15 protein-coding genes are annotated in these 17,362 nt (G+C 55.1%); all 15 read left to right on the top strand.

Annotation, left to right across the window (positions count from 1 at the left end; all coding sequences use genetic code 11):
• Positions 1 to 58 precede the first annotated feature (58 nt).
• The 15 genes from ACX3M4_RS30520 (at position 59) to ACX3M4_RS30450 (ending at position 17,332) form a co-directional block, all read left to right on the top strand.
• Positions 59 to 916 carry a branched-chain amino acid ABC transporter permease gene (locus ACX3M4_RS30520; protein ID WP_459359550.1) on the top strand — a complete coding sequence of 286 codons (858 nt, stop codon included), beginning with the start codon at positions 59 to 61 and terminating at the stop codon, positions 914 to 916.
• Positions 903 to 2,621 (top strand): branched-chain amino acid ABC transporter ATP-binding protein/permease, encoded by a 1,719-nt coding sequence (locus ACX3M4_RS30515; RefSeq protein ID WP_459359549.1) that lies wholly within the window; start codon positions 903 to 905, stop codon positions 2,619 to 2,621. Before ACX3M4_RS30520 ends, ACX3M4_RS30515 begins: the two co-directional genes overlap by 14 nt.
• 53 nt (positions 2,622 to 2,674) lie before the next feature.
• Positions 2,675 to 3,316 (top strand): ABC transporter ATP-binding protein, encoded by a 642-nt coding sequence (locus ACX3M4_RS30510; protein ID WP_459359548.1) that lies wholly within the window; start codon positions 2,675 to 2,677, stop codon positions 3,314 to 3,316.
• Positions 3,317 to 3,355: 39 nt separating this feature from the next.
• Complete coding sequence (locus tag ACX3M4_RS30505) at positions 3,356 to 4,828, top strand: amidase (protein WP_459359547.1); 1,473 nt, start codon at positions 3,356 to 3,358, stop codon at positions 4,826 to 4,828.
• A gap of 126 nt (positions 4,829 to 4,954) precedes the next feature.
• On the top strand, positions 4,955 to 5,359 hold the full coding sequence (locus ACX3M4_RS30500; protein WP_459359546.1) for a glutaminase: 405 nt from the start codon (positions 4,955 to 4,957) through the stop codon (positions 5,357 to 5,359).
• A gap of 292 nt (positions 5,360 to 5,651) precedes the next feature.
• Complete coding sequence (locus ACX3M4_RS30495; RefSeq protein WP_459359545.1) at positions 5,652 to 7,013, top strand: aromatic ring-hydroxylating oxygenase subunit alpha; 1,362 nt, start codon at positions 5,652 to 5,654, stop codon at positions 7,011 to 7,013.
• On the top strand, positions 7,006 to 7,620 hold the full coding sequence (locus tag ACX3M4_RS30490) for an aromatic-ring-hydroxylating dioxygenase subunit beta (RefSeq protein ID WP_459359544.1): 615 nt from the start codon (positions 7,006 to 7,008) through the stop codon (positions 7,618 to 7,620). The genes ACX3M4_RS30495 and ACX3M4_RS30490 overlap by 8 nt, the downstream gene beginning before the upstream one ends.
• Before the next feature lie 26 nt (positions 7,621 to 7,646).
• A complete protein-coding gene (locus ACX3M4_RS30485; RefSeq protein WP_459359543.1) occupies positions 7,647 to 9,116 on the top strand; it encodes a glutamine synthetase family protein in 1,470 nt (489 codons plus the stop codon).
• 443 nt (positions 9,117 to 9,559) lie between these two features.
• Complete coding sequence (locus ACX3M4_RS30480) at positions 9,560 to 10,462, top strand: PDR/VanB family oxidoreductase (RefSeq protein WP_459359542.1); 903 nt, start codon at positions 9,560 to 9,562, stop codon at positions 10,460 to 10,462.
• A 60-nt stretch (positions 10,463 to 10,522) separates the two neighbouring features.
• Complete coding sequence (locus ACX3M4_RS30475; RefSeq protein ID WP_459359541.1) at positions 10,523 to 11,410, top strand: LysR family transcriptional regulator; 888 nt, start codon at positions 10,523 to 10,525, stop codon at positions 11,408 to 11,410.
• A 777-nt stretch (positions 11,411 to 12,187) separates the two neighbouring features.
• A complete protein-coding gene (locus ACX3M4_RS30470) occupies positions 12,188 to 13,072 on the top strand; it encodes an alpha/beta hydrolase (protein WP_459359540.1) in 885 nt (294 codons plus the stop codon).
• A gap of 372 nt (positions 13,073 to 13,444) precedes the next feature.
• Entirely contained in the window at positions 13,445 to 14,968 is a 1,524-nt protein-coding gene (locus tag ACX3M4_RS30465) for a tripartite tricarboxylate transporter permease (RefSeq protein WP_459359539.1), read from the top strand.
• 25 nt (positions 14,969 to 14,993) lie between these two features.
• Positions 14,994 to 15,422, top strand: coding sequence for a tripartite tricarboxylate transporter TctB family protein (locus tag ACX3M4_RS30460; protein WP_459359538.1), 429 nt, complete (start codon positions 14,994 to 14,996; stop codon positions 15,420 to 15,422).
• A 65-nt stretch (positions 15,423 to 15,487) separates the two neighbouring features.
• Positions 15,488 to 16,447, top strand: a complete 960-nt coding sequence (locus ACX3M4_RS30455; RefSeq protein WP_459359537.1) for a Bug family tripartite tricarboxylate transporter substrate binding protein — start codon at positions 15,488 to 15,490, stop codon at positions 16,445 to 16,447.
• A gap of 216 nt (positions 16,448 to 16,663) precedes the next feature.
• Entirely contained in the window at positions 16,664 to 17,332 is a 669-nt protein-coding gene (locus tag ACX3M4_RS30450) for a GntR family transcriptional regulator (RefSeq protein ID WP_459359536.1), read from the top strand.
• Positions 17,333 to 17,362 lie beyond the last annotated feature (30 nt).

The raw sequence follows: 17,362 nt of genomic DNA, 5'->3' as shown, positions 1-17,362 counted from the left end.
TTCTTTCGCGGATGGTGATCGTATCGGCGAAAGAACCGCCTCTAGCGGGATTGACGGTATGCTTTCTTATCTCCTGTCAGGGCTGATTCCAGGATGCGCGTATGCCTTACTGGCGATTGGGATCACGCTTACCTACAAAACACTTGGTGTTCTTAATTTCGCTCAGACCGCGATTGGCGTATTTGGCGCTTATGTAGGTTTGGCGGTCGCTGACATCGGCCTGCCTCAACCCTGGGCATCACTGGTGGGCATCGCTGCAGGAGCCTGCGTGGGTCTTCTGGTTGGCGGCGTCATGGTGCGTTGGTTCGCCGATGCGAACGTTCAGACGAAATCGTCGGTCACCATTGTGCTGATGCTGGCAATTCTTGCTGTCGGTGCACGTGTCTTTGGCGATGACCCGCGGGCGGCGCCAAGACTGTTCACCAATTTCAGCTTCGAGCTGGCCGGCATCTACTTCTCAGCCACGACCATAATTGGCCTGCTGTTTGCCGTTATTATCGCGGTATCGCTGCAGGCCGCACAGCGCAGAACGCGCGTTGGTATCCAATTAAGCGCGCTTTCCGAACGGCCAAAAACCGCTGAGTTGCTGGGTGTCCGGGTTGGCACGCTTTCGCTTTCTGTATGGGCATTGACCGGGGCAATCGCCGCGCTTGGCATCACGCTCATCATGCCGACGCGTCCCACCAATTTTCTTATCCTCAGTTTGCTTCTTCTTCCCGCGATTGCGGCGTCCCTGTTCGGGTTGTTCCGCAACGTATACATGGCCCTCTTTGGAGGCATATTTCTGGGAGTCCTGGAGGCCTTCGCAACATATGTTGATTATCTCGCACCCTACCGCCAGGCACTTCCCTTCATCGTAGTGCTCGCGATCCTGATATGGTCTCAGCGTGGGGAGGTTTGGGATGCTGCGCGATAGGAACGTCCCACTTTTTATCGTCGCGGGAATGGTCGGGGGCACTTATGCCATTCTCGCCTTACCGTCGTACTTCGTGTTTTTGGCGACTACCGGCGTTTTGATGGCGATCATGGTGCGTTCGCTTGGGCTGCTTACCGATCAGGCTGGCCTGATATCGCTGTGCCAGATGACGTTTGCCGCTATTGGTGCATGGACGGTGTCGTGGCTGGGCATTCACGCGCCGGGCATTCCTTATGTTATTTCACTGTTGCTGGGCGGTGCGGCTGGATTAGTCGTTGGCTTCTTGGTCGGCTTGCCCGCACTTCGGTTGCGTGGACTTAATCTCGCGGCGATTACGCTGACCTTTGCGGTGGCCGTGGACGCAATTTTTACCAAGACCGGCTTTCCCGGGAACGAAAGCATGATCTCGTTTCAGCGTCCCGAAATGCTGCTGGATGAACGCGCGTTTCTCGCGTTCTGTGTCGGCGTCGCGATCATCGTATATCTCGTAACGTCCATGCTGACACAGGCCCGTATTGGGGCGATGTGGAGTGCAATTTGCTATTCAGAACGCGCGGCAGCCGCCATGGGGGTATCGGTTGCTGGCTCCAAACTGACGGCTTTCTCGGCCAGCGCCGGTATTGCGGGTCTGGTAGGCGGGCTCATTGTGTCTCAACTGGGAATTCTTACGGCGTCAAACTTCAGTCCGCTGGCATCCCTGTCTTTGTTTGCTCTGGCAATTTTTGCGGGTGGGCGTTTTTGGGAAGGCACACTTATTGCCGGCCTTCTGACAGTTGGGGTTCCCGAACTTTTGCGCCGGTTCGGCCTGCCGCTCGATCTTGAGGCAGTGATATTTGCGGTCGGCGCCATTGACGCCCTGCGCAAAAAGTCCAGTCTTGCCGGCGGCTTACGCAAGACTCTTAAATCGCGGCGTAACCGCCGTGCGGGCACCCGTGCAGTGATGTCGGACACCGGCTCCACTGATGAAATCCGGGAAACCAGCGAGGGGATGTTCGGGCCGGAGGCGGGCGAGGATCTCGAAATCTCCAACTTGATCGTAAACTACGGAAGCGTGATTGCCGTCGACAATTTCAATTTGACAATAGAGCCGAGGACCATCGTTGGATTGGTCGGGCCAAACGGCGCCGGCAAATCGTCGATAATTGACGCTGTTTCGGGTTTCATTCCGGGCGCTGCGGGCGTTGTGCGGATTGGCGGTAGGGAACTTGTCAAACTACCCCCGCACCAGCGTGCGAAGGCAGGAATCAGGCGCACCTTTCAGCAAGGTCGCGCTATTCCCGAGCTGACTGTGGGCCAGTATATGCGGCTGTCGGCGGGAAGCAGCATTTCAAACGAGGATATAGACGCAATTCTTGCCTTTCTCGAATGTCCTCCAAGAACGGCATTGATCCAGGATGTTGAAATTGGATTGAGACGGCTTATCGAGGTTGCAGCCAATCTGGCTGCGCGACCCAAAGCCCTTTTGCTTGATGAGCCTGCCGCGGGCCTGTCATCGCAACAGTCGGAGCAACTTGCCAAACATATCACCCGAATTCCGGAGTTGTTCGGTTGCTCGGTCCTCATTGTGGAACATGACATGGATATGGTCCGTTCGGTTTGCGATCGGATCACAGTGCTGGACTTTGGAAAGGTAATTGCCGAAGGAAAGCCGGAAGTCGTCCTGGCCCAGGGTAATGTTGTCGAAGCATACCTGGGAGCGGCATGATGCGGAGTGGAGCGACGCTGACTCTTGAGAGCATAAATGTCGAGCGGCTAGGCTTGCCGGTCGTCAAAGACGTATCGATGACAGTCCCGACGGGTGAAATAACAGTTTTGCTCGGGGCAAACGGTGCAGGGCGGACGACGCTTCTGGAGGGGATATCCGGCGAACTCGATATACAAAGCGGAGAGATCTCTCTTGGGTCGCTGACGATGACCAAGGCCAGCAGGTCGTCAAGAAGCCGAAGCGGGTTGGGACATGTTGAGCAGGGCAGAACCATCTTTACCGAATTGTCGGTTGAGGAAAACTTCCTTGTAAGCTGCGAAAAAAGCAAGGTCGGACCAGCTTTTGAATGGTTCCCAGAACTGGTCAAGCGCCGGAACACCAAAGCAGGCATGCTTTCAGGAGGGGAGCAGCAGATGCTGGTTATTGCGCGTGCCCTTCTTCGGCATCCCAAGGTCTTGATGATCGACGAGATGTCACTCGGCCTTGCGCCGGTAATCGTCCGCAGGCTGCTCGATATCATCAAGGAACTCGTCGAGGACGGTCTCGGCGTTCTGCTTGTTGAACAATTCGCGCATCTGGCACTGCAATACGGCAACTGCGCATATGTCATGAGCGGCGGTAGGATTGTGCTGTCCGACGATTGCGCTGCGCTGGTAAATGCGACCGATCGCCTGCACGACGCCTACTTGTCGTGAATGCTGGATAGTTCTCGGTCTGCTGAGAGGATTGGGAAGATGGATTGCGACGAACTGGCCAACCTGACCGCAATTGAGACCGCGGCCCTTGTGAAATCCGGGCAGGTATCGCCGGTTGCAGTTACGGCCTGTGCGATCGAGCGCATCGAACGCGATAATCCCGCACTGAACGTGGTCGTGTTCAAGGGATATGACGAGGCGCTTGAGCAGGCCCGCCGCATTGAGCGCCGTCTGCTCGACGGCGACGAAGTGGGTCCTCTGGCGGGCGTGCCGACGCTAATGAAGGATCTGTTCAGCTTTAAGCCCGGCTGGCCGTCGACGCTGGGCGGGGTCAGGGCGTTAAAAAATTCCGTTTGGGACATCAAGAGCAACTTTGTGGACCGCGTGGAGCACGCCGGAGCTGTCATTCTGGGCAGAACCAACAGCGCTACGTTGGGATTTGCCGGCACAACAGATAATCTAATGTTTGGTCCGACCCGCAATCCGTACAATCTAGAGTTCAACAGTGGCGGTTCGTCCGGCGGGGCCGCCGCGGTTGCTTCCGGCATGGTCCCCTTTGCCGAAGGATCGGATGGGGGCGGATCTGTACGAATCCCAGCCGCCTGGTGCGGCCTTGTCGGGTTTCAGCCTTCGTTTGGCTGTGTTCCCGCAATAATGCGCCCGAACGCATTCGGCGCGACTGCACCCTTTATCTACGAGGGGCCCATGGGGCGCACTGTCGAAGACATTGCAACGGTGATGTCGGTTCTAGGGGGCTACAGTTCCAAAGATCCGTTCAGCAGCATGCATACGCCGGACTTTTCCGCCGCCCTTAGGCAATCGGTTCGCGGGATGCGCATCGGGTTGACCGAAGACTTTGGCATCTTTCCAGTCGACCGGTGGATTGCCGATACCGTCAACAAGGCGGGCTTTGCCTTTGAGGAGGCAGGGGCCACAGTGGAGCGCATGGAAATCGGGATCCGTTATTCGGCGCTCGAACTGGGAGAGCTTTGGTGCCGCATGATTTCGGCGGTTTCGTTCGGCGCCTTGAATGACCTCGCTTCTGGGGGCGTCGATCTGCTGAACCACCACAAAGACGATTTCCCCGATGAACTGGTGAAATGGGTTCAGATAGCTGAACGGATGTCGCTCGCGGAAATGCAGGCCGACCAGATCATGCGGACACATGTTTTTGATTGCTTTTGCGACGCGTTCTCAAAATACGATTTGATCGTGTCGCCCGTCACATCTTTTATGCCGTTCAAAAACGCAACCGGTGGCGACACGGTCGGGCCAAGCCAGGTTGGTGACGTTCACCTTGAGCCCAGGGTTGGATGGGCGATGACCTATCTGACAAATTTCACCGGTCATCCAGCGGCATCTGTGCCCGCAGGGATGATTGACGGGTTGCCTGTCGGTATCCAGATAATCGGGCGTAAACACGGCGATGCAGATGTCATTGCGGCATGCGCCGAATTTGAGAAAGTTAGGCCTTGGGGGAAAGCTCCTACCAGAGCGTTCGCTGCCGCTTAAGGAAGAAGAGCTGGATAATCATCAATTCTATCGAGGGCATGGTGATTTGTGGCCAAAAATACGTGGGTTACATTGCTCGGTTATGGGCCGCACCGACGCCATGAAACTGGCCACAGAAACTATGCGTTGGCCCATTATCTCAAATCGTTCGGGAACCTCGAGCACGATCCGGAGAGAGTTCTTGGGACCTACTTCCATCACTGCGCAATAGAGATACCGGCGCGTCAGTTGGCGAAATCCGGCCGTTACTTGGCTGGGCTGCACGAAAAATACCACCTCATCGCTGCGGAGAAAGTGAAACGAATAAATGCGTTGATGACGGCCTGCGGGCTTTACAACGAATCCGGCGACTTTGCCTTTCGTGTCGGTATGCCTGCCAAAAGCGGCGTCGGTGGCGGCATGTTGATCATAGCGCCAGGACGAGCCTCTATCGCAATATGGTCGCCTGGCCTTAATCAGAACGGCAATTCCAACGCGGGATTATTTGCCGCGCAGGAGTTGTCGGAAAGGCTTCGGTTGCAATTCTATTGAGTGTGCGTTGATTGGCGATTACCGCATGACCTGTTGAAGCACATCCGGCTGACTCTTGCGGAATGCGGTCTTGCCTTTTTCCGGCTCCTGATGATGCCATCAGATCGCTTGAGTCTCGACAAGCAAAGCGAAGCTGCCGCGCCACTCTCCCAATGGAAAACATATTAATTCCAAAGGGTTAAACGCCACGCGCAAATTTGCCTTTCTAACCTGCATCTTTGAAATCGTTACCAGATCACACTGAGGCTAACCTCAGAAATGATAAGTTATGCAATCATTCCGAGGGAAAAATATGACGTCCTCAGAACGACAAGTTAGCTCGGGCCAGGAGAAGGATCGTTATGCGCGATACTTCCGAGACGGGGCCGTTCACAGAGATCTTTATATCAACCCGGACTTGTTCGCTGCCGAAATGGGTTCACTGTTCGGGAGCACATGGGTTTATATCGGCCACGAGACCGAGTTGCCCAAACCCAACGACTTTATCAGGCGCAGAATTGGCCGGCGCCCGGTTATTTTCGTCAAAAAGGATAATGGCGAGGTAGATGTTTTGATCAACCGTTGCCCCCATAGGGGCGCGTTGATCTGCCGGTTTGAAAAAGGCAATGCGAAGCGGTTCACATGCGGTTATCACGCTTGGAGCTTTGAGAACGACGGCAAATGCGTTGCGATACCAATCCGTCATGCTTATGGCGAAGATTTTGATGTCGAACAGAACAATCTCCTAAAGCCTGCGCGTGTCGACAGCTATCGCGGATTCGTATTTGCCTCGATGTCGGATGATGTGCTTCCGCTTACTGAGCACCTGGCCGGCGCGACCCGGTATATCGATCAGTGGCTCGATCGCGGTGCCGGCGAAAAGGTGATCATCAATAACGGTTCTATGCGGTTTACATCCCATTCGAACTGGAAGACCGTTTATGACAACGCTGGTGACGGATACCACCCTCCTTTTTCGCATGAATCAATGCTGCGTGTTTTCGCTCGCCGGTATGGCGACGACACCGACATGACCTACTTCCCATCCGGTGCGGAGGAAGGGCCCATCCCGATGAAACACTTGGGCAATGGTCACACATTGCTGGACCAGCGGGTAGCGATGCATGCGGAATCTGCGTGGGCACGCCAGCACGTGCATCCGGGGCGGGAAGTCGCGGAAGCGGCCGTTATCGAAAAATATGGGAAAGAGGAAGGAACCAAGCGCCTGGACGCATCGACAGGTGCCGGCATGAATCTCAGCATTTTTCCGAACCTGTTGTTTCTGGGCAATCAGGTGCAATTGATTGAGCCCCTGGCGGTAAACAAAACCATCATCACCTTCTTTTCGACGTCGCTGGAAGGCGCGGACGAAGACATCAACGCTGCCAGGATGCGCATGCAGGAAGACTTCCCCTCATTCGGTGAAGTGGACGACACAGCCCAATGGGAGAGCTGTCAGGAGGGTATGGAGACCGTGCCGGAACTGGAATGGATCGACATAAGCCGCCACATGACGACGCAGGCTGGCGCGGTCGATGCCGACGGCCACTATTATGAACCCGTTACGTCCGATCTTCACATGCGGGTCTATTACGCTGAGTGGAAGCGGATAATGGAGCGCGCCGCCGAGAAAAAGGCCCGAGAAGCAAAATCAAGGGAGCGCGTTGATGCTTGACATTCTGTCCGATGAACCAGCGGCTGCCGATACCGCTGATCTGGAGTACTATTCGATGGAATGGTACGAGCGCCTCCAGGCCATCGTGGAATTCTGGCGGGAACTGTCCGAAATTCCCGAACAGATGATCCCCTCGGAAGCGCTGCGAGGCACTATCGAACGGTTGCTTTTCCTTGAAGCGCGATTGCTGGATCAGGAACGCTTGGAAGAATGGCTGGAGCTTTATACCGACGACGCCACCTATTGGATCCCGGCGGATAACTCCGCGTCGGACCCACGCTTCACGGTAAGCTGGGAAATGAATGACAGGCGACGACTTGAAGAGCGCGTCGAACGTCTCGCCACAGAGCGCGCGTATAGTCAGGCACCCACGACCCGTGCGACACACCTTTATACCAATATTGAGGTCCTGTCGTTTTCGGACGAGCTCGCGCATGTGCTGTGCAACTTTGTGATCCAAACCAGCCTGGTCGGAAACGTGACACATCGTTCGGGCTGGAATGGCTTCATTTTGCGCAAAGTCGATGACGAATGGCGCATCGCATTGAAGCGCATCAATTTGTTCGACGCTGATCACGCGCAAGAAAACAACAGCTTTACTCTGTAAAAATTGGGAAAATAGAGAGTAGAACCATGCATGACGACGTCACGGGAAATGATCTTGGGAAATCGAATTTCACCGCTTTGGCAGGTGTGGAAACTGCAGAACGGAAGCAAAAGCTCGCTGAGCTTCTAGGTCTGATCAAGGAAAAAGACCTCAAAGTTGTCCGTGTTGGCTTCGTTGACGCGCACGGAATTATTAGAATGCGCCCCATCGAAGCCTCTCATTTCGAGCAGGCAGCGAGTAATGGGGTGCCGTTTACGACCGCATTGCTTGCGATGGATTCCGGGAACTTCATTTTCAAGCCCGTCTTCACCCATGACGGCGGGTTTGGGCATGAGGAAATGGGTGGCGCTGGGGACGTTCTTGGCGTACCGGATCTGGATACATTCAGGATTTTGCCCTGGGCCGACCGCACGGGCTGGATCCTGTGTGATCTTTATATGTCGAATGGCGAATACTGCCCTTATGATCCGCGGAGCATCATGAAGAGGGCAGTGCGGGCCCTGCATGATCGGGGCTACTCCTATCTCGGCGGTGTCGAGATCGAATGTCACGTCTTCAAAGTATCCGATCCGCGCCTGAACCTGGCGGACAGCGGTCAACCTGCCGTTCCCCCTGAGGTCATGCCGTTCTCCCATGGCTATCAGCATATGTCGGAGCTCGTTTATGACGAGGAAAATCCGATCATCGAGCCTCTTCGGGAGGTTTTGACGGCTATGGGTCTGCCGTTACGTACGATCGAGTCGGAACTCGGCCCAGGCCAAATCGAGATCACGTTCGATCCGCTGCACGACACTAAAGCTGCCGACCTTGTGGCTCTCTTACGCAGTACTGTGAAGCAGTTTGCCAAACGCAATGGCATGGCGGCAACGTTTATGGCCAAGCCGGGTCTTCCTAATGTCTTCTCCAGTGGATGGCATTTGCATCAGTCTCTGATAGAACGCAAAACGGGCCGCAATGTCTTCTCCTCTGACACAGAAGTGCTCTCTGACACCGGACGGCATTTTATCGGCGGCATCCTGAACCACGTTCGCGCCGGTACCGCCTTCTCCAATCCAACCATTAATGGCTACAAGCGGCTTAATGCGAATCCGCTAACGCCGAAAAGGGCGGTTTGGTCGATAGACAACCGGGCGGCAATGTGCCGGGTTATCGGCGGCGTTGGACAGAAGGCGACGCATGTGGAAAATCGTTCGGGTGAACCGGCGGCCAATCCATATCTATATATGGCCACTCAGATTTTCGCTGGCGTCGACGGCATTGACAATCAGATTGATCCCGGTCCTCCCTTGGATGACCCTTACGGTCAAATGGACAAGCAGGCGATGCCGGTCAGTCTCATGGATTCGATTGCCGCCCTGAGTGAGTCCGAGTTCTACCGCGACAGCCTCAGCTCAGAGTTCATCGACTACTACGTCGCCATGAAACAGCATGAAATTCAACGATTTATGGCCGCCGTAACTGACTGGGAACATGCCGAGTACTTTGAGAACTTCTAGAGCAGGCGTGCTTTTCCTGCAGCGAAACAGTCCGGCAAAAACTGTCTTGCAAGTTGAACGAAGGGTTTCTTGCACGGTGGTCTAGAGCGGTGCTGCCGAATGCGCAGCTTCACACCAAAGCGACGGTTATGCCGGTTTGCAGCCGCCTCCTAAGCGGCACGGCCTCGTCAATTCTTAGAGACATCAGGCAATAGACGGCGCGCCTTTTTCAAAGACGGACTGGGTCCACGTTTTTGGTTGGGGTGCAGATGTAGACCTAGTTGACCGGAAATGCGTGGCTGCGGACTCATCGGAAAGTCAGCATTCGGAGTGGTCGCGAAGAAGAAAGATCGCTTGTATCGGGCGATAGCGTTTCTATGACAGAAGAAGAGAACAAATCGGCTGGCGCCAAATCTGATAGAGTTAGGGTTGAGGTCACAAGACGCTCTCGAGAAACCGCGTCTGTGGCCCTCATCGAGTTAAAGAGTGCAACGGAAGAACCGTTACCCAAGTTTGATGCTGGTGATCACGTGGACATGCACTTGGCAGACGGCTTGATCCGGCAGTATTCGATATCGAATGCGCCGGGCCAGCGTGATGTTTATCGCTTTGGTGTGTTGTTGACCAATCGATCGCGGGGAGGGGCGCGAGCGATGCACGCGCTCAAGGTTGGCGACCAGTTCGAGATCAGCTGTCCCAGAAATGCGTTCAAACTGCAAGAGGAAGCAAAGAAGTCCATCCTAGTTGGCGGTGGCATTGGCATCACTCCCCTGCTCGCGATGGCTTACCGCCTCGAGGAAATTGGCGCGGATTTTGAACTGCATTATTGCGCACGCACCAAGCTGGATGCTGCCTTTCGCAAGGCTATCTTAAAGACGCCGTTCGGGCGTAAGGTGGTCTGGCATTTTGATGGCGCGAACGGTCTGACCTCGTTTGACCCCGACACCGTTCTGCAAGGACCTGACGATCAGCACCACCTTTATGTGTGCGGCCCGATTGGCTTTATGGAATTTGTGCGCGAGGGAGCGTCTCGCTGTGGCTGGCCCGATAGCAATGTTCATTTTGAGGCTTTCGAGCCCAGCGAGGATATGGCGCACGGAGAAGCTTTCGAGGTATTCGCCAGCCGCAGTGACAAGCTAATTAAGGTGCGCTCCAATCAATCCGCAGCCCAGGCTTTGGAGGAGAACGGAATTCGCGTCAGCGTATCGTGCGAGCAGGGGATATGCGGAACCTGCCTTGTCCCGATAATCGAGGGCGCCGCAATTCACAGGGATTCCTACCAGACTGAAAGTGAAAAGAACGCAAACACCCAGTTTGCGCTGTGCTGCTCGCGCGCGAGTACCGGACGTATCGTACTTGACGTCTAGCGAAAGGTAGTCTGATGATAGTGTCAGTGAAATCGAGCGAGGGCGATCATCCTCTGACACGTGATCGCAGTCAGGCGTCAAGACTTGCAGAGTTGGGAACTTGTAAAGGTATTTTTGGCGCTCCAACGGACGCGAAGCTATGAAGGTGCGTCCCAGATCCTGAACATGGACATATCTACGGTTCGCCGCAAAATCCAGTCGCTGGAAACCAGCTTGGGCATGACCCTGTTCACGCGAGACGCGGATGGTGTCGTTTTGCAATCAGAACACGAACACATGCTGACATCTGCGTTGGAGATGGAAGCGGCCGCGTCGAAGTTCCGGAACCAATCTGAAAGGATTGGTAGCGCTGGCCTGGTACGCGTAACCATGCTGGATATTTTTGCGACATTGGTCCTCAAGAATTTGGGAGAGTTTCAGAAAAACAATCCGGAAATAATACTGGATATCACTACAGAAACGAGATTCGTTGACCTTGAGCGTGAAGGAGTCGATTTGGCAGTGCGCGCCGCGCGTCCGCTGCGTGGGGCAGGCGGGGTAAGGAAACTCGCGGATATTCCCTTCCGGAAATATGCATCCAAAGAATATCTCGATCGCATGTCACGCGAGCCGGCGGATACCAGGCACACGATTTCGCTCGCGTCCGATTTTTCTCACCGTGATCACGAGTTCAGTTTGGTTGATGAACGGAATAGGGCTTTTGCGCCTATGGACGAGAAGCTGGTTTGTCGCGTGGACAGCTATGTTCTGCTCCGGCAATTGTGTGGAGCGGGCATGGGATTGGCGCGTCTGCCGTCGTTTATCGCAGACGACGCGCCCAATTTGATTCCGGTTGATGACGAGGTTGTCAACATCGAGCTTTGGTTGGTGTTCAGACGAGAGACGGTTCGGGCACGTCGCGTAAAAGAGACGGTCAGGTTTCTGGTAGACACATTCAATAACATTTGAACCTTGGCGTTCAGCGCAGGGAGACCTTCGGACTGCATCGGAGGCCAGTAGGCATGGCTAGCAGGCCGTCCGGAGCAACTGGAGGGTGCTTCACATCGTAACCGCAGACTTGATGTAGCCGCCCGGTGGTGCGCGAAACAAGAAATAAAGTAGTTAGAAGCGGGCTGGCCGACAGGGAGACACTTCATTAAGTAAGTAGGCGGCATGTACCGCTCTATCGGCATAAGGCCCGTGGGCTACCCCATACCGATTGATGGGTCAGTGGGAAAGTTGTTGGAGCGGACCCTTGCAGGTCAGAACATGTCCATTTCATCGTTGGTGCCGATAGATACCAGCCCGTCGTGGCCCACACATTTTGACGGGGAAGTTGCCTATTTGCGCGACGATGCGTTTTCGACGTGAAGCCGGCTCTCCTTTTTGGCCGCTTGGCGCCAAACATTACGCACGATTTCTCCTGTCCCGTTCATCAGGTTGGCGCGTGCGCCAACTTGATGAACCGACCTTGTCGCATGCAATTTCGCGAATCCGTTTTGCGAAGTTGCAGATTGAATGCACTGTAGCATCAAAATATGCTTCCTGTTTGTGCAGTCGTATTTAGATATTGGAATAAGTACAAATAGTATACATGATAATATCGGGTTTTATTTCAGGAATAAATGCGAGTTATAATGTATATTACTATATTTTCAAATTTTGGCATTGATCACATGAGCCGGTTAGAGTGTTGCTTCAGTTTTTGGAGAGCGTGAAAATTTACTCGAATCGGAGGATGCCGTAATGGCGATGTTCGGCAACGTCGATAACTGGAGCGGGCTTAACGCGATGGAGGTCATCGCGCATCACGACAAAGAGTACGACGTTGAATCCGGAGTGGATGACCTTCTTGCCTATGTCGGCCACTGGCAGGAACACAGCGCGCGTGCGCGTGGCGAACTGAAGTGTCATCTGGATGTGCGGTTCGGCCCCAGCAAAGACGAGTATCTCGATATCTTTCCCGCAGCTGAACCAAATGCGCCCGTCATGATATTCTTTCATGGAGGCTGGTGGCGTGTTGGTGCCGGGCGGGACTTTGACTGTATCGCTGCGGGCTTTGTGCCGCACGGGATAACAACGGTTATCGCAAATTATTCGCTCTGTCCTTACGTGACCATCGACGAGATTTCACGACAGGCGCGCGCTGCGGTGGCATGGACATATAACAATATCGCAAAGTTCAATGGCGATCCTGAGCGAATTCTGGTCTCGGGCCACTCCGCCGGTGGCCAATTGACGGCTCAATGTATGAATACCGACTGGTCGCTGTATGGCATTCCGCACGATGTCATCAAGGCGGGAGTGCCCGTAAGCGGCGTTTTTGATCTCCGCGAGCTGCGTTACAGCTTTCTTCAGCCATATCTTCAACTGGACGGAGCGGTGATCCAACGCAATTCGCCGCAATTGCAGACCCCCGTCAAAACCGACGCGCCTATGCTCTTTATCGTCGGGGGCGACGAAAGCGCGTCCTTCCATCGTCAGAGTTTAGAGTATCAGGAGCTTTGGAAGAAGTCAGGCAACAAAGCGGATTATGTTTCCGTTCCCGGCACAAATCATTTTGATGTGACCTGGCCGCTGGAAGATCTGCATAGCGAAATAGTGCAACAGATCGTGGATTTGATCCGCTGAAGAAGCCAAGCAGCTGACGCGTTCACGCCAACTCCCGGATCCCAACGTCACATAGATAGTCAATTATGTGCACTCCTTTCAGACGTGTGCGCTATCCGTGTTGGGGGCTGAGGGATTCCGCGCCGAATGACATTTGTCGGGATTTTGCGGGAACGAAATCCTCCAAGGACAAGCCGACCGCTCGGGTTGGCTTTTGGCCTTCGGGTCAGCGCGTTTATAATTCCACAAAAGCCATCCGCCTTTAGTGTCTGGACATAACAGTTGCGCCAGGAAATCTCTCCATGCGCTATTGCAGTCGCAAAATTGATATGTCAAATATCAAAAATGCAACGTATCGCTGGATCTGTCATGGACGGCGGGGAGAGGCAATTTATGGAAGCAATCATCACTGCCGCTCAGACGGTTTTTGCGGTCGAGCATTTGTTCTATCTGGTTGGCGGGGTCACAATCGGCATCATACTTGGTGCCATTCCGGGCCTTTCCGCGACCATGGGCATTGCGCTGATCATTCCGTTCACTTTGGCGTTCGACCCGGTTACGGCGCTCCTCATGATGATGGGGGCCTATAAGGGGGGCATTTACGGCGGCTCGATTGCCGCGATCCTGGTGCGTGCGCCGGGCACTTCTGCTGCAGCGGCGAGTGTTGCGGACGGGTATGCGCTTGCGAAAGAGGGGCAGGGGTTGAAGGCCCTCAAGGTCTCGCTCGTGGCCTCGGTGATCGGCGACACCTTCAGCGACATCATACTCATTCTCACCGCAGCGCAGCTTGCGCGGGTGGCCCTGGAGTTCGGAGCGGTTGAATATACGGCGGTGGCCATCGTCGCATTGACCATTATCGGATCGGCATCGGGCGAATCGCTCATCAAAGGCGTATTCGCTGCAGTTGCGGGGCTTGCGCTCGCGCTTGTCGGCCTCGATCCCACCACAGGACTGCCGCGGCTGACTTTTGGTGTGATCGATCTTTATGGCGGCATCAGTCTTTTGCCCATGCTCATCGGTCTGCTCATCATGTCCGAGCTTATCATTCAGATGGAGCAGGCCCTTTCACAGTCGCATGCTCACCTGCCGCAACCCAAGGATCGGGACGACCGGCGGATCACCCGTTCGGATGCAAAACTGATGGTCGCTCCGGTATTCGGTGGTTCGATCATTGGCACAATTATTGGCATCATTCCCGGACTGGGACCGACGCTGGGTGCGTTTCTGGGCTATGACAATGCCCTCAGGTTCGCCAAAAAACCGGAGGAATTCGGCAAAGGCTCCATCGAAGGGCTGGCGGGCGCTGAGTCCGGAAACAACGCGGTGAGCGGAGCGAACCTGATCCCGCTGCTCGGGCTTGGCATCCCGGGGGATGTGGAAGCGGCAATTCTTATCGGCGCGTTTCTCATTCATGGGCTGACGCCGGGGCCGCAGATTTTCCAGGAAGCGCCGGACGTGGTCTATGGACTTTACATGGGGCTGATGCTCGCCAATGCAGCCATGCTTGTGATCGGGTTTTCCCTGATCCCGATATTTGTCCGTGCGGCGTCTGTGCGTATCGGATTGCTGTTTCCAACGGTGTTCGTGCTGTCACTTGTGGGCGCTTACTCCTTCCAGCAAAGTCTGTTCGATGTGGGCATGGCGCTATGTTTCGCGGTGGTTGGTTATGGAATGACCAAGATCGGCCTGTCCAAATCCAGCTTCCTGATCGGCTTTATTCTCGCGCCATTGCTGGAGAACAATTTCCGGCGGGCCCTGCAGATTTCCGACGGCAATTTTGCAACCTTCGTTTCAAGCCCTCTGGGCAATGCGTTGTGGATCGCGGCCGCCATTCTGGTGGTGTGGATCACATTGCAGAGACGCGCCCGCCGCCGCAGCCAAAAATCAACCGCCCAGGGAGAAGCCAATCATGTCTGACATAATCAAACGCAGAGTGGATGCGTTGGCAGCGCTTCTGCTTCTGCTCTGCGGACTGTTCTTGGTGTTTTTCGTCTTTCCTGGGGAAATTCCGGAAGGTCTGCGCGGCGATTTTTCTGCCGGACATTATCCCCGTGCCATCATGATCGGCTCGGTGGCCTCGTCAATCGTCTGGTTGGTGATGACCTGGGTGTCCCCTCGCGGTGGCGCGGATGTCGAGGCCATTCCCGCCTGGCGACGTACGCTGGCCATATTCGTGGCAATCCTTGCCGGCTATGTCCTGTTTACCCAGGTTGGCTTTATCATTGCCGGTTTTTTCCTGATCGTGGTGCTTTCACACTTGATCGGCGAGCGCGGCTGGGCGCCCTGCCTTCTGGCCGCGGGCGTGCCCGTATGCGTCTACTTCTTTCTGCTCAAGGTTCTTGAGGTGAGATTGCCCAGCGCAATCTTCTGAAACAGGTTTGACCGCATCACAAAAATGATATATCAAAGATGATATATCAAAATGGGGAGTGTCAAATGAGTTTCAAAATCTTGAAAACCCTTGCCGGTGCGGGTCTGGTGGCGCTGGGAATTGTAACCGGGGCTGCAGCGCAGAGCTTTCCGGAAAAAGAAATCACCATGATCGTCAACTATGGTGCTGGTGGTGGCACGGACCTTTCGACGCGCGCGTTCTCTGAGGCGGCTGAGAAATTTCTCGGCCAGCCGATCCAGGTGGTGAACAGGGCAGGTGGTTCCGGTACGGTCGGGCCAACCTTCATCGCCAATGCACAGCCTGACGGCTACACGGTGGGTGTGGCGAGTTTCTCGCCTATGGCCATCACCCCGCATATGCAAAAGGTGCCCTATTCGGTTGAAGATTTCCGTTTCCTGGTCGGCTTTGCACGGTTTCTGACCGGTATTGCCGTGCCGGCGGATTCGCCCTTTCAGACCATTCAGGATGTTGTCGACGCGGCCAAGTCCGGTCAATCGGTGAGTTTTGGCGCCGCAAGCACAATTGAATCCGTGGCGATGGTTCGTCTTGGGGCGGCAACCGACACCGAATACAAGTGGGTTCGTTATGAGTCTGGTCAGGAAGTGTCCACAGCGGCGCTCAGTCATGAGGTTGATTTGATCGTGGCCGATCCCAAGGATATCGTGCCTTTCGTCAAATCCGGCGAGTTGCGGGCCCTTGCTTCTGCGAGCACGGTACCGCTTCCCGGTCTGCCCGAGGTGCAGACCCTCCAGCAGCAGGGGATTGATGTGGCTGTCGAAAGCTATGCCGGTCTCGCGGCTCCCAAGGGATTGAGTGATGACATCGCAGCGGTTCTGGAAGATGCCTTCCGCAAGGCCTTCGATGATGCGAATTTCCAGGCAACTCTTGAAAAACTCGGTATGGAGCCCGCCTATTCCACCGGTGAGCAGTATGGGAAGCTGATTGCGGAGGGACATTTCGCCATGGGCGTGGACCTTAAGAAGCTCGGCCTTGCGATGGAATAATACGATACTTCCTCCTGACGTTGAGTGCCCGCCATGTAAGTGGCGGGCATTTTTCATCCAGCGAAAACCCTTAATGAGGTCGCGCCCGATGCATTGCCCGGATCGCAATATTGATATATCGAATGTCATTATTGCGCCGCGACGGATATGCGCGGCGTTCTGAACGAGTGGCTGCGGCGGCGGACGAGCTGCGGGCGCTGAGGTTGAGGGATAGATATGTCGATTGCCGGAGTGGGACCCGTTTCCCGCCATGACACACTTGCCGAGGATGTCTATCAAAAGCTGCGTATGGCGATCATGTCCGGCTCTCTCAGTCCTGGTGAGAAAATCTCGGCCCGGAATGTCGCGCAATCCGCGCAGGTCAGTCTGACGCCCGCCCGCGAGGCGGTATCGCGCCTCATTTCAGAGGGGGCGCTTGAGCTTGTGGGCCCTAAAACAGTGGCCGTGCCGCAAATCTCGCGCGAGGCTCTGGATGAGATCACGACGATCCGCGTGGCGGTCGAGGGGCTGGCGGCGGAGATTGCCGCGCAGAATATCACGTCAGCCGAGGTGGATGAGATTGAGGCCATTCAGCAGCGGTACGAAAAAACGCGCAGCACCAAGGGGTTTCGCCAGTCCTTGGAGATCAATGAAGCCTTCCATTTCAAGATCTATCAGGCCGCTAGAATGCCGCGGCTGGTGAGTTATATCGAAACCCTCTGGTTGCAGATGGGGCCGTCGTTCAATCTGTTCAACTCGACCCAACCCTTGTCAAACCTGCCTATCGATTTTCATCGGCAGGCTGTGCAGGGTCTCCGCGATTCCCGCCCGGATGCCGTGAAGGCCGCCATCCAGTCTGATATCCAGTTCGGATATGAAAGGCTTCGCACGCTGATTTCCGCCTGAGTGATGCATTCGATGCCAAATGGGGCTTTT

The sequence above is a fragment of the Roseibium sp. M-1 genome, from assembly GCF_054515675.1.
This window is presented reverse-complemented; position numbering and strand designations above follow the sequence as displayed.

Coding starts and splice junctions, on each gene's coding strand:
- ACX3M4_RS30520 (WP_459359550.1), top strand. CDS start 59: ATGCTTTCTTATCTCCTGTCAGGGCTGATTCCAGGATGCGCGTATGCC.
- ACX3M4_RS30515 (WP_459359549.1), top strand. CDS start 903: ATGCTGCGCGATAGGAACGTCCCACTTTTTATCGTCGCGGGAATGGTC.
- ACX3M4_RS30505 (WP_459359547.1), top strand. CDS start 3,356: ATGGATTGCGACGAACTGGCCAACCTGACCGCAATTGAGACCGCGGCC.
- ACX3M4_RS30495 (WP_459359545.1), top strand. CDS start 5,652: ATGACGTCCTCAGAACGACAAGTTAGCTCGGGCCAGGAGAAGGATCGT.
- ACX3M4_RS30490 (WP_459359544.1), top strand. CDS start 7,006: ATGCTTGACATTCTGTCCGATGAACCAGCGGCTGCCGATACCGCTGAT.
- ACX3M4_RS30485 (WP_459359543.1), top strand. CDS start 7,647: ATGCATGACGACGTCACGGGAAATGATCTTGGGAAATCGAATTTCACC.
- ACX3M4_RS30470 (WP_459359540.1), top strand. CDS start 12,188: ATGGCGATGTTCGGCAACGTCGATAACTGGAGCGGGCTTAACGCGATG.
- ACX3M4_RS30465 (WP_459359539.1), top strand. CDS start 13,445: ATGGAAGCAATCATCACTGCCGCTCAGACGGTTTTTGCGGTCGAGCAT.
- ACX3M4_RS30455 (WP_459359537.1), top strand. CDS start 15,488: ATGAGTTTCAAAATCTTGAAAACCCTTGCCGGTGCGGGTCTGGTGGCG.
- ACX3M4_RS30450 (WP_459359536.1), top strand. CDS start 16,664: ATGTCGATTGCCGGAGTGGGACCCGTTTCCCGCCATGACACACTTGCC.